The sequence below is a fragment of the Pseudomonadales bacterium genome (assembly GCA_024234165.1).
In the GTDB taxonomy this organism is placed as follows: Bacteria; Pseudomonadota; Gammaproteobacteria; order Pseudomonadales; family UBA5518; genus UBA5518.
This window is the reverse complement of the sequence record JACKOP010000002.1, coordinates 166,465-178,227: the sequence shown is the minus strand read 5'-3', so window position 1 is coordinate 178,227 and position 11,763 is coordinate 166,465. Positions and strand designations below refer to the sequence as shown.

Annotated in this window: 7 protein-coding genes; all 7 read right to left on the bottom strand. The window is 62.8% G+C overall.

What is annotated here, in order from left to right; genetic code table 11:
* Window positions 1–27 precede the first annotated feature (27 nt).
* The 7 genes from nspC to metH all read right to left on the bottom strand — a co-directional run bounded on the left by nspC (window position 28) and on the right by metH (window position 11,682).
* On the bottom strand, window positions 28–1,200 hold the full coding sequence (nspC, locus tag H7A12_06510) for a carboxynorspermidine decarboxylase (GenBank protein ID MCP5320466.1): 1,173 nt from the start codon (window positions 1,198–1,200) through the stop codon (window positions 28–30).
* Window position 1,201: 1 nt separating this feature from the next.
* Entirely contained in the window at window positions 1,202–2,395 is a 1,194-nt protein-coding gene (locus H7A12_06505; protein ID MCP5320465.1) for a saccharopine dehydrogenase family protein, read from the bottom strand.
* Between the two features lie 17 nt (window positions 2,396–2,412).
* Window positions 2,413–4,329, bottom strand: coding sequence for a biosynthetic arginine decarboxylase (speA, locus tag H7A12_06500; protein ID MCP5320464.1), 1,917 nt, complete (start codon window positions 4,327–4,329; stop codon window positions 2,413–2,415).
* Between the two features lie 110 nt (window positions 4,330–4,439).
* Complete coding sequence (locus H7A12_06495) at window positions 4,440–5,609, bottom strand: cation:proton antiporter (GenBank protein MCP5320463.1); 1,170 nt, start codon at window positions 5,607–5,609, stop codon at window positions 4,440–4,442.
* A 36-nt stretch (window positions 5,610–5,645) separates the two neighbouring features.
* The gene (locus H7A12_06490; GenBank protein ID MCP5320462.1) at window positions 5,646–6,158 is read right to left on the bottom strand and encodes a DUF934 domain-containing protein; all 513 of its coding nucleotides are present in this window, start codon (window positions 6,156–6,158) and stop codon (window positions 5,646–5,648) included.
* On the bottom strand, window positions 6,142–7,806 hold the full coding sequence (locus tag H7A12_06485; GenBank protein MCP5320461.1) for a nitrite/sulfite reductase: 1,665 nt from the start codon (window positions 7,804–7,806) through the stop codon (window positions 6,142–6,144). Before H7A12_06485 ends, H7A12_06490 begins: the two co-directional genes overlap by 17 nt.
* A 165-nt stretch (window positions 7,807–7,971) precedes the next feature.
* Window positions 7,972–11,682, bottom strand: a complete 3,711-nt coding sequence (gene metH, locus H7A12_06480; protein MCP5320460.1) for a methionine synthase — start codon at window positions 11,680–11,682, stop codon at window positions 7,972–7,974.
* Between the last annotated feature and the right edge of the window lie 81 nt (window positions 11,683–11,763).

Here is an 11,763-nt window from a genome sequence, read left to right as displayed (position 1 = left end):
ACGATCGGGGCTATTGCGACGGCATCTTCAGAGCCGGCTGCGAAAGTCCTCGTAACCGAAGCGGCGTACGATGCGAACTTCGTCGCTCTGTGAATTCCAGATCGCGATGGACGGCAGGTTGATGCCGTTGAACGTGGTCGTCTTCACCATCGTGTAGTACGCCATGTCCTCGAACACCAGTCGCTGGCCGATGGTGAGCGGTTCGGGAAAGCTGTAGTCACCGATCACGTCGCCGGCCAGGCAGGTCTGCCCGCCGAGGCGGTAGAGGTGGGGAAACTCGCCCGTGCTGCCGCTACCGGTGATCATCGCGCGATACGGCATCTCGATGACGTCGGGCATGTGGCACGTGGCCGAGGTGTCGAGGATCACCTGGTCGATGCCGTTCCAGCCGAGATCGAGCACTTCGGTGACCAGCACTCCGCAGTGGTACGCAACTGCCTCACCGGGTTCCAGATAGACTTCGACGCCATGACGGGCACGGAAGTCCCGGATCAGGCGGATCAGCTCGTCGACCTGGTAGCCCGGACGGGTGATATGGTGCCCGCCGCCGAAGTTGATCCACTGCATGCGCGGGATGAACTCGCCGAAATTGCGCTCGACCGCAGCGATCGTGCGTGCCAGCGGCGGCAGGTCCTGCTCGCACAGGGTGTGGAAGTGCAACCCGCTGAGCAGATCCAGTCGTTCGGTACGAAACTGCGAGCGCGTGACGCCAAGACGCGAGCCCGGTGCACAGGGGTCGTACAGCGCGACCGTGCCTTCGGAATGCTCCGGGTTGATGCGCATTCCGTACCTGAGTTGCGGGCGCCGTGTGCGAGTTTCCTCGAGGATCGGTGCGAAGCGCTCGAGCTGCCCGCACGAGTTGAACACGACATGATCGGAAATTTCCAGCGTGGCACGCAGTTCCGGCTCGGTGAATGCAGCACAAAAGGTGTGCACTTCACCGCCAAACTCCTCGCGACCGAGGCGCGCCTCGTGCAGGCCGCTGGCACAGGTACCCGGCAGGTAGCGGCGCACCAGTGGCGCCAGGCTGAACATCGAGAATGCCTTCAGCGCCAGCAGGATCTTCGCACCGCTCTCGCGCTGCACGTGCGCGAGCAGTTGCAGGTTCTCCTCGAGCGCCACCTCGTCGACGACGAAACACGGCGATGGAACGCGTCGTGGATCGAAACGCCCGAAATGGCGCATGCGTATGCCCTGCATCTCAGTCGAGGCGTCCGTCATGGCGCATGAGCTGCCACGGCAGGCCGTGCATGTTCAGCGCTTCCATGAACGGGTCGGGGTCGAACTGCTCCATGTTGAAAACGCCTGCCGCATGCCACCTGCCGGTCAGCATCATCTTCGCGCCGATCATCGCAGGCACGCCGGTCGTGTATGAAATGGCCTGCGACTGCACTTCGCGATAGCACGCTTCGTGATCGCAGATGTTGTAGACGAATACCGTCTTGGGCCGCCCATCCTTCGTGCCGCGTGCAAGGCAGCCGATGCAGGTGCGTCCCTTGGTCAGCGGACCCAGGCTCGACGGATCCGGCAGCACGGCCTTGAGGAACTGCAGCGGAATGATCTCCTGGCCGTTGTGAATGACCGGGTCGATGCGCGTCATGCCGACGTTCTGCAACACCTGCAGATGGTTCAGGTAGTTGTCCGAGAACGTCATCCAGAAGCGGGCACGGCGTATTTTCGGGAAATGCTTCACGAGGGACTCGAGTTCCTCGTGGTACATGAGATAGATCTTCCGGGGCCCGATGCCGTCGGGGAAGTCGAAGACGCGCGAGACGGCCAGCGGATCGGTTTCCTGCCATGCGCCGCGTTCCCAGAAGCGTCCGCGAGCCGTCACCTCGCGGATATTGATTTCGGGATTGAAATTGGTGGCGAACGGCTGTCCGTGATCGCCCGCATTGCAGTCGATGATGTCGAGTTCGTCGATGACGTCGAACTCGTGCTTGTGCAGCCACGCGGTGAACACGTTGGTGACACCGGGATCGAAACCGCTGCCGAGCAGGCCCATGATGCCGCGCGCCGCGAAACGCTCGTGATACGCCCACTGCCAGCTGTATTCGAACTTCGCCTCGTCGGGTGGTTCGTAGTTCGCGGTATCGAGATAGTCGACGCCGGTTTCCAGGCAGGCGTCCATGATCGGCAGATCCTGGTAGGGCAGTGCGACGTTGATGACCAGGTCAGGACTTTCGCGATGGATCAGTGCTGCCATCGCAGTCACATCGTTCGCATCCACCTGTGCGGTCGCGATCGGGCGCGCAATCTGTGCCGCGATGCGCCGGCACTTCTCCTCGTTACGGCTGGCCAGGACGATCTCCGAGAAGACTTCCGGCACCTGCGCGCACTTGTGAGCCACGACCTGGCCGACGCCGCCCGCGCCGACGATGATGACCTTCGCCATCGGATACGCTCCTTGTGTCAGTCTTCGAAGTAGGTATAGCCGCGCAGGCTGGCGCTGAACAGCTCCAGCACGTTCTGGCGTTCGACCGGTGCAATGCGGCCGCTGCGCACGGCGCGCTCTGCGGTGCGCCTGAACTGCTCCAGCAGTTGCTGCGGCTGGTATTCGACGTAGCTCAGCACGTCGGCGATGCTGTCTCCGCTCATCTCGCGCACGAAGTCGAAGCTGCCATCGCCGTTGATGCGTACGCTGACCACGTGCGTGTCGCCCATCAGATTGTGCAGGTCGCCCAGTGTCTCCTGGTAGGCGCCGACGAGGAACACGCCGAAATAGTACGGTTCTCCCTCGCGCAGCGGATGTACCGGCAGCGTCTTCTGCAACCCGCGAGGATTGATGAAGCGATCGATCTTGCCGTCCGAGTCGCAGGTGATGTCGGCGATGATCGCCTGGCGCGTCGGTTTCTCGCGGTGGCGGTGCACCGGCATCAGCGGGAACACCTGTTCGATCGCCCATACGTCGGGCAGTGACTGGAATACCGAGAAGTTGCCGTAGTAGATGTCCGACAGCGAATCCTCGAGTCCTTCCAGGCCAGGCGGCAGGCGCTTCGCACCCTGTGACTCGCGTACGATCGCACGCACGATTTCGAGGAACAGGCGCTCCGAGAGCGACAGCGAACGCAGGCGGATCTGCCCACGCTTGAACAGTTCGCGAATCTCGTCACGGTAGTAGACCGCGTCGTTGTAGCATTCCTGCAGGTTCTTCACGCTGACGTTGGCGAACACTTCGGCGAGGTTGCGGATCAGGTCGTGCTCTGCCGGATCGATCTGCTCCGGGACGCTGCCGGATTCGAAACGGGTGACGTCGAGAATGTTGAACAGCAGCACCGAAGAATAAGCGACGGTGGCACGACCCGACTCGGTCACGATCACCGGATGCGCGATGCCTTCCGGATCCAGCGTCGTCATGATCGTCTCGACGATGTCCGTGCAGTATTCGTCGAGCGAGTAGTTCTTGCTGTATTCGAAATTGGTCTGGGTCCCGTCGTAGTCGACCGCCAGTCCTCCGCCCAGATCCAGGTAGCCGAGTGCTGCGCCTTCCTTGACCAGGTCCACGTAGTAGCGGCACGCCTCGAGCACGCCGCTGCGTATGTCGCGAATGTTCGGGATCTGCGATCCGAGGTGGTAGTGCAACAGCTGCAGGCAGTCCAGCATCTCGTGCTCGCGCAGCGCGTCGATCACCTCGACGATCTGCGAGGTCGTGAGTCCGAACAGGCTCCGATCGCCGCTGCTCTCGTTCCAGTAACCGCCGACCCTGGATGCGAGCTTCACGCGCAAGCCGAGGATAGGGCGCACGCCGATCCGGCGTGAACAGGCCAGGATCACCGGCAGCTCGGTTGGTGTTTCGATCACGAAGGTGCAGCGGTACCCGAGCTTCAGCGATTGCAGGCCGAGCGTGATGAACTCTTCGTCCTTGTATCCATTGCAGACGATGTGGCTGCTGTCCGGATCCAGACTCGCGAGCGCAATCAGCAGTTCCGCCTTGCTGCCGGCCTCGAGACCGTGCCCGTAGCTGGCGCCGAAGCGGGCGATCTCCTCGATCACCTGGCACTGCTGGTTGACCTTGATCGGGAACACGCCTCGATAGCAACCCCGGTACCCGAGGTTGGAGATCGCGCGGGCGAAGGTTTCGTTGATCAGCGTGAGCTGGGAGTCGAGCAGGTTCTCGATGCGCAGCAGCACCGGCATCTGCAGCCCGCGCTGCTGCATGCCGGCAATGATGTCGGGAATGCTGACACTCACTCGCTGGCCGTCGCTGGTGACGTTCACCGTGACGGCTCCGTCGTCGGCGAGGTCGAAATATCCTGCGCCCCAGTTCCTGATGCCGTAGAGCTCGGCCGCATCGGCCGGCGTCCAGTTTGCGTTGCCGTTCGCTTTCAATTTCTGTCTGGTCCTCTGGAGGGGTGTCCGCAGGGTGGGCGCGGATATTGCGATTGCAGGTAGCAAATATCAAGCCCAGCAGTCGCGAAAATTTCGCGACGTAGAGCCGGTCAGTCGCGGCGCAGGCGGTCGGAAATCGCGATCGGGTTGGGGCAGTTCAGAACCACGACATAGGACGAGGCGACGAAGGTCACGATGGCCGTCGCCTGGACCAGATGGGATGCGTCCTTGCCGATCATGCCGAAACCGGCTGCCATGTAGGCGATCAGCAGCGAGAACTCGCTGTTCTGTCCGAGCCGCAGTCCGATGTCCCACGCCAGCGCAGGCGTTTCGCTGAGGCGTCCGAGCAGGAAGCGGAACACCAGCGGCTTCAGCGCCAACATTGCTGCTGAGAGTAGCAGCGCCACGACCCAGATCCGGTCGAGCACGCCAAGGTCGAAGCTGCCGCCCAGCGAGAAGAAGAACAGGATCAGGAAGAAGTCGCGCAGCGGCTTCAGACTGATCGCGATGTACTGGCTGATCGGGCTGGAGGCGATCGACACGCCGGCCACGAAGGCCCCGATCTCCGGTGACAGCCGCATCACTGAAGCCAGTTCGGCAAGCCCGAGGCACCAGCCGATCGCGAGCAGGAAGATGTATTCGCGAAAATGATCGAAACGCTGGATCAGACGGATCAGGACGAGGCGCACCAGAACCACGGCCACGACCACCAGCGCCGGCAATGCGAGCAGTGCCGTCAGCAGCGCACCGATCTGGAAATCGCCATGGCGACTGCCCATCAACGCGACCAGCACGAAGATTGCGATCATGTCCTGCAGCAGCAGCAGACCGACCATCAGCTCGCCGGTATGGCGATGGTGCAGCACGGTCGTGGGGAGCAGCTTGATGCTGATGATGGTGCTCGAGAACATCATTGCGAGGCCGATGATCAGGGCCTCGGTGCGCGTGAAGCCGGCGACGCTCGCCACGCCGGCGCCTACCAGTGCGAAACACAGCGAACTCGCGAATGCGACCACGGTGGAGTTGCGTATCGTGGTCAGCAGCGCCCGCGGCTGCATGTCGAGCCCGAGCAGGAACAGCAGGAAGATGATGCCGACGTGTGCGATGTCCTGCAGCAGGGTGAGATCGGTGATCAGTGACAGGCCGTAGGGGCCGATCAGTGCACCGAGTGCGATGTAGGCGATCAGTAGCGGCTGGCGCGTATAGAGTGCGAATGAGGCAAACGCTGCTGCGCCGGTGAAGATCAGGAAGAATGAGAACGTGACGCTAGAGTGTTCCAACGGCGTGCTGCCCGTTTGTGTGCGCGGCGCAGTATATCAGGCACCGCCGCAGGCCTCGCGCAGCAGCAGGGGAGGGTGCGGATCGATCGTGCTGGACTGATAGACGCCCGAGAACTCGCCGAATCCGGCGAGTGCGTCGGTCGCGTCCCGGTCGGTGCGGATCCGGAAGCTATCGAAGCCACAGCGGCGCATCAGGAACAGCTGGTCGCGTTGCACGTCACCGACCGCCCGCAGTTCGCCCGCAAAGCCATAGGTATCGCGCAGTACGCGAGCGTGGGAATAGCCGCGTCCGTCGCTGAACACCGGGAAGTCGATCGCTACCAGGGCGACGTCATCGAGTGCATCGGCGATCGTTTCGGGATGTTCGCTGCTGGCGAGCCGGATGCCGACAGCGGCGTCGCGAGCCAGGAGTTCCTCGCGTCGCGCGTTCCACACACATAGCGGCACGATCAGCTTGCCCGCCGGCAAGTGTGCTGCGCTGTCGAATTCCGCATCGAGCTCGACCCAGTCGTCGATGATGATCCTGCCGTGACTAAGGAGAAGTGACATAGACGGCCTTCCTGAACGATTCGATGCCGATTCGGCGGTACGTTTCGATGAAGCTCTCGTCGTCGAGGCGGTCCACGACATAGAGTTCGAGTATGCGGCTCACGATGGCGGGAATTTCACTCTGGGCAAAGGATGGTCCGAGGATCGTACCGAGCGCGGCGTCGCTGCCCTGGTTGCCGCCGAGCGATATCTGGTAGAACTCCTCGCCCTTCTTGTCGACGCCGAGGATGCCTATCTGTCCGACGTGATGATGCCCGCAGGCGTTCATGCAGCCGGAAATGTTCAGGTCGATTTCGCCGAGATCGTGAAGGTAGTCCAGATCGTCGAAACGACGCTGGATCGCCTCTGCGACCGGAATCGATTTGGCGTTCGCGAGTGAACACAGATCGCCGCCCGGGCAGCAGATGATGTCGGTGAGCATGCCGATGTTCGGCGTCGCGAGCCCGGCTGCTCTGGCTTCCTCCCAGAGGGCGAACAGTCGTGGTTGAGGCACGTCGGCGAGCACCAGATTCTGCTCGTGCGTTACGCGCACCTCGCCACCCGAATACTCGTCGGCGAGTCCGGCGATCGTCTCGAGCTGGCGGTCGGTCACATCGCCGGGTGCGATGCCGGTGCGCTTCAGTGACAGGGTCACGATGGCGTAGCCCGGTACTCGATGTGCCGTGACGTTGCGTTCCATCCAGCGGTCGAATGCACGCGAACCGGCGCGCCAGGCGGCGAGCTGTGCGCTGCAGGCTGCGACGTCCATGGCTGGATAGGCAGGCGCCGTGAAGTACGAGCGCGCCCGCTCGATCTGGGCTTCGGTGAGCGGTGGCACCGTGCGACGTGTCGTTTCCCACTCGCGTTCGACGCGTGAGCGGAACTCATCTGCACCGAGTGCCTTTACCAGAATCTTGATGCGCGACTTGAACAGATGGTCGCGTCGGCCGAACTGGTTGTATACGCGCAGGATCGCCTCGAGGTAGCCGAGCAGTTCGGCTGCGGGCAGGAATTCGCGGATCGTCGTACCGATCATCGGTGTCCGCCCCAGCCCGCCGCCGACGATCACCTCGAAACCGGTCGTACCCGCCTCGTCGCGCACGATGACAAGGCCGATGTCGTGCACACGTACCACCGCGCGATCGGCGACCGAGCCGCATACCGCGATCTTGAACTTGCGCGGCAGAAAATTGAATTCCGGGTGGAAGGTCGACCACTGGCGGATCAGTTCGCAGTAGGGCCGTGCGTCCTCGACCTCGTCACAGGCCACGCCGGAGAACTGGTCGGCGGTAGTATTGCGCACGCAGTTGCCGCTGGTCTGGATCGAATGCATCTGCACGCTGGCCAGTTCCGCGAGGATGTCCGGCACCTCCTCCAGGCGTGGCCAGTTGAACTGCACATTCTGGCGCGTCGTGAAGTGCGCATAACCCTTGTCGAAGTGGCGCGCGATGTGTGCGAGCTTGTGCAGCTGGCGGCTGGCGAGCATGCCGTACGGAATCGCGATGCGCAGCATCGGTGCCAGCCGCTGCACATAGAGACCGTTGCGCAGACGCAATGCACGGAATTCCGCCTCACTGAGCTCACCACGCAGGAAACGCTGCGTCTGGCCACGGTACTGGCGGACGCGTTCGTCGAGCATGCGCTGGTCGTGTTCGTCGTATTGGTACATCGTCGGCGTGCCGGCACCTGCAGTGTCTGAGCTGCCACCGCCTTCTGGAACCGGGGTGACTCAAGGAGCGGCGCAGCAGCGGCGCGCACCTTAACAAAATGCTTATGGCTATAAAAGAACTGTTTTCTTATAACAAAAGAAGGTTTCGCGATATCTTGCGACGCTTCATGACGCTTCTGTTTGGGGAATTTCGGCAGAGGTTCCGGCGAGGTTCGATCGTAGCCAGCGCTCCATCTCGGCGGTGCTGATTCCCTTGCGTCGTGCGATATCCTCGATCTGGTCGAGACCGATGCGTCCGACCGCAAAGTAGCGTGCCTCCGGGTGTGCAAAATACCAGCCGCTGACTGATGCGGCCGGGTACATCGCAAAACTGTCCGTGAGCTGGATGCCTGCCTGGCGTTCAGCGTCCAGCAGTGCGAACAGCGTGCGCTTCTCGGTGTGGTCCGGGCAGGCAGGGTAGCCGGGCGCCGGGCGAATGCCACGGTAGCGTTCGCCGATCAAATCCTCGTTGCTCAGCGTTTCGTCGGCCGCGTAGCCCCACAGCGTACGGCGCACTTCACGGTGCATGTATTCGGCCAGTGCTTCGGCGAGGCGGTCGGCCAGTGCCTTGACGAGAATTGCCGAATAGTCGTCGTGTTCACGGCGGAAGCGTTCCGCAAGCTCTTCGGCACCGAAGCCCGCGCTGACCGCAAAGGCTCCGATCCAGTCCGGCGGTCCTCCGGCCGGCGCGATGAAGTCGGCCAGGCTGCGGTTCGGTTTGCGATCGGCGTGCTGCTGTTGCTGGCGCAGGAAATACAGCGTGGCGAGACGCTCGTGGCGGGATTCGTCCTTGAACAGTACGACGTCGTCACTTCCTTCGCGCTGTGCCGGCCAGAAACCGAGCACGGCGCGTGCGACCAGCAGTTTCTCGTCGATGATGCGGTGCAGCATCGCCTGTGCATCATCGAACAGCGTGCGCGCGGCGCTGCCGATGCGTGGGTCGTTGAATATCGCCGGGTACTTGCCGGAAAGATCCCAGGATATGAAGAACGGGGTCCAGTCGATCGTCTCCAGCAGCCCTTCCAGGGCGATGTCGGCGAATACGCGTACGCCGGTGAACGAGGGGCGCAGCGGTTGGTATCCCGCCCAGTCGAGGTTCAGCCCGTTGGCCACCGCATCGTGGAATCGCAGCAGTGGCTTGCGTTTGCTGCTGGCGGCGTTGCGTTCGCGGATCGTGGCGTATTCGGCGCGGCGCTCGTCGATGAACGCCGTGCGCCGTTCCGGACTCAGCAGTTGTGTCACTACGGTCACGCCGCGGGAGGCGTCCGGCACGTAAATGGTGGGGCCGTTGCGATACGCGGGTTCGATCTTTACTGCCGTATGGGCCTTCGAAGTGGTGGCGCCACCGATCAACAGCGGGATGTCGAAGCCCAGTCGTTCCATTTCGGACGCCACGTGCACCATTTCGTCGAGCGACGGGGTGATCAGTCCGCTCAGTCCGACGGCGTCGACCGCATGTTCGCGTGCGGTCGCCAGAATGCGTTCGCACGACACCATCACGCCGAGATCGATCACCTCGAAGTTGTTGCACTGCATCACGACGCCGACGATGTTCTTGCCGATGTCGTGCACGTCGCCCTTCACGGTAGCCATCAGCACCTTGCCGTTGCGTCGTCGTTCTTCACCCGTGTGTTCCATGTACGGCAGCAGGTACGCCACCGCCTGCTTCATGACGCGGGCACTCTTCACCACCTGCGGCAGGAACATGCGTCCCGTGCCGAACAGGTCACCGACCACGTTCATTCCGGCCATCAGTGGCCCCTCGATCACGTCGAGGGGGCGTGTGGCCTGCAGACGTGCCGCTTCGGTGTCTTCGGTGATCCAGGTCGAGATGCCCTTGACCAGCGCGTGTTCGAGCCGCTTTTCCACCGGCCACGAACGCCACTCGAGGTCCTCTGCTGCCTGTTGCGTGCCGGCGCCGGCGTATTGGCTGGCGGTCTCGAGCAGCCGTTCGGTCGCATCGGTACGGCGGTTCAGTACCACGTCCTCCACGCGTTCGCGCAGTTCGGTCGGGATTTCGTCGTAGATCGCGAGCTGGCCGGCATTGACGATTCCCATGCCGAGCCCGGAGCGGATCGCGTGATAGAGGAAGACCGCGTGAATCGCCTCGCGCACGCGATCGTTGCCGCGGAACGAGAATGAAACATTGCTGATTCCGCCCGACACCAGCGCGCCCGGAAGATGTTCACGGATATGGCGGCAGCAGGCGATGAAGTCGACCGCGTAGTTCGCGTGCTCCTCGATGCCGGTGGCGATCGCGAACACGTTGGGGTCGAAGATGATGTCTTGCGGGATGAAGCCGACCTCATCGACCAGAATGCGGTAGGAACGTGTGCAGATCTCGATCTTGCGTTCGACCGTGTCGGCCTGGCCCTGCTCGTCGAACGCCATCACCACGACCGCTGCGCCGTAGCGCAGCGCCAGCCGCGCCTGGCTTACGAAGGGTTCGACGCCTTCCTTGAGGCTGATCGAATTGACCACGCAGCGACCTTGCACCACGCGCAGCGCAGCTTCGATCACTTCCCATTTGGACGAGTCGATCATTACGGGTACGCGGCTGATGTCGGGTTCTGCCGCCGCGAGCTCGAGGAATCGCACCATCGCCGCTCGCGAGTCGAGCATTCCCTCGTCCATGTTGACGTCGATGACCTGTGCGCCGGCCTCGACCTGCTGGCGAGCGACCTCGAGTGCAGTCGTGAAATCGCCCTCGCGCACGAGTCGCGCGAAACGTGCCGAACCCGTCACATTGGTGCGCTCGCCGACGTTGACGAACAGCGAGTCGGCCGTGATCGTCAGCGGCTCGAGCCCCGCAAGCCTCAGTGCATGCGGACGTGGAGGAATCACCCGCGGGGGGATGCTGGCCACACGCTCGGTGATCGCGCGGATATGCTCGGGCGTGGTGCCACAGCAGCCGCCTACGATGTTCACCATGCCACGCTCGGCGAAATCGCCGATGATCGCCGCCATGGTGGGCGGATCCTGGTTGTAGTTGCCGAACTCGTCCGGAAGCCCGGCGTTCGGATGCACGCTGAGCGCCGTGTCCGCGATCTTTGCCAGCGCCAGCACATGCGGGCGCAACTGTTCCGCGCCGAGAGCACAGTTCAACCCGATCGCAAGCGGGCGGGCATGCACCACCGAGTACCAGAACGCCTCGGCGGTCTGCCCCGAGAGCGTACGGCCACTGGCGTCGGTGATCGTCCCCGAGATCATGACCGGCCAGCGCTTGCCGTGCTCGTCGAAGAACTGCTCGCAGGCGAAGATCGCGGCTTTCGCGTTCAGGGTGTCGAAAACCGTCTCGATCAGCAGGATGTCGACACCGCCGGCGATCAGACCTTCGATCGCAACGCGGTAATCGGCTGCGAGTTCCTCGAAGCGCACGTTGCGAAATCCCGGGTCATCGACCTTGGGGGAGAGTGATGCGGTCCGACTCGTCGGTCCGATCACCCCGGCAACGAAGCGCGGACGTTGCGGATCACGCGCGTTGAACTCGTCGGCGGCTTCCCGTGCCAGACGCGCACCGGATTCGTTCAGTTCGCGCACCAATGCGCCGAGGCCGTAGTCGGCCTGCGAGATGGCTGTCGAATTGAAGGTGTTGGTTTCGATGATGTCCGCACCGGCTTCGAGATAGGCACGGTGGATGGCGCCGATGATATCGGATCGGGTCAGCGAGAGCAGGTCGTTGTTGCCACGCAACGGCAGCGGGTGCGTGGCGAAACGCTCGCCGCGAAAATCCGCCTCGTCGAGCCGGTGCGCCTGGATCATCGTGCCCATCGCTCCGTCGAGTACCAGAATGCGTTCGGTGAGGGCGTTGCGGAGTGTCGGGCTGCAATCGGTCATCGGTGGCATGTTCCGGGTGGGGAGCGCAAGTTGGTACAGATCGGGAAAAACCGCATGGTAACAAAGGCTTGGCCGTGATCT

What these genes read in the sequence shown, in the direction of transcription:
- nspC (MCP5320466.1), bottom strand. Translation starts at nt 1,200, where the DNA reads ATGCAGGGCATACGCATGCGCCATTTCGGGCGTTTCGATCCACGACGC.
- H7A12_06505 (MCP5320465.1), bottom strand. Translation starts at nt 2,395, where the DNA reads ATGGCGAAGGTCATCATCGTCGGCGCGGGCGGCGTCGGCCAGGTCGTG.
- H7A12_06490 (MCP5320462.1), bottom strand. Translation starts at nt 6,158, where the DNA reads ATGTCACTTCTCCTTAGTCACGGCAGGATCATCATCGACGACTGGGTC.
- H7A12_06485 (MCP5320461.1), bottom strand. Translation starts at nt 7,806, where the DNA reads ATGTACCAATACGACGAACACGACCAGCGCATGCTCGACGAACGCGTC.
- metH (MCP5320460.1), bottom strand. Translation starts at nt 11,682, where the DNA reads ATGACCGATTGCAGCCCGACACTCCGCAACGCCCTCACCGAACGCATT.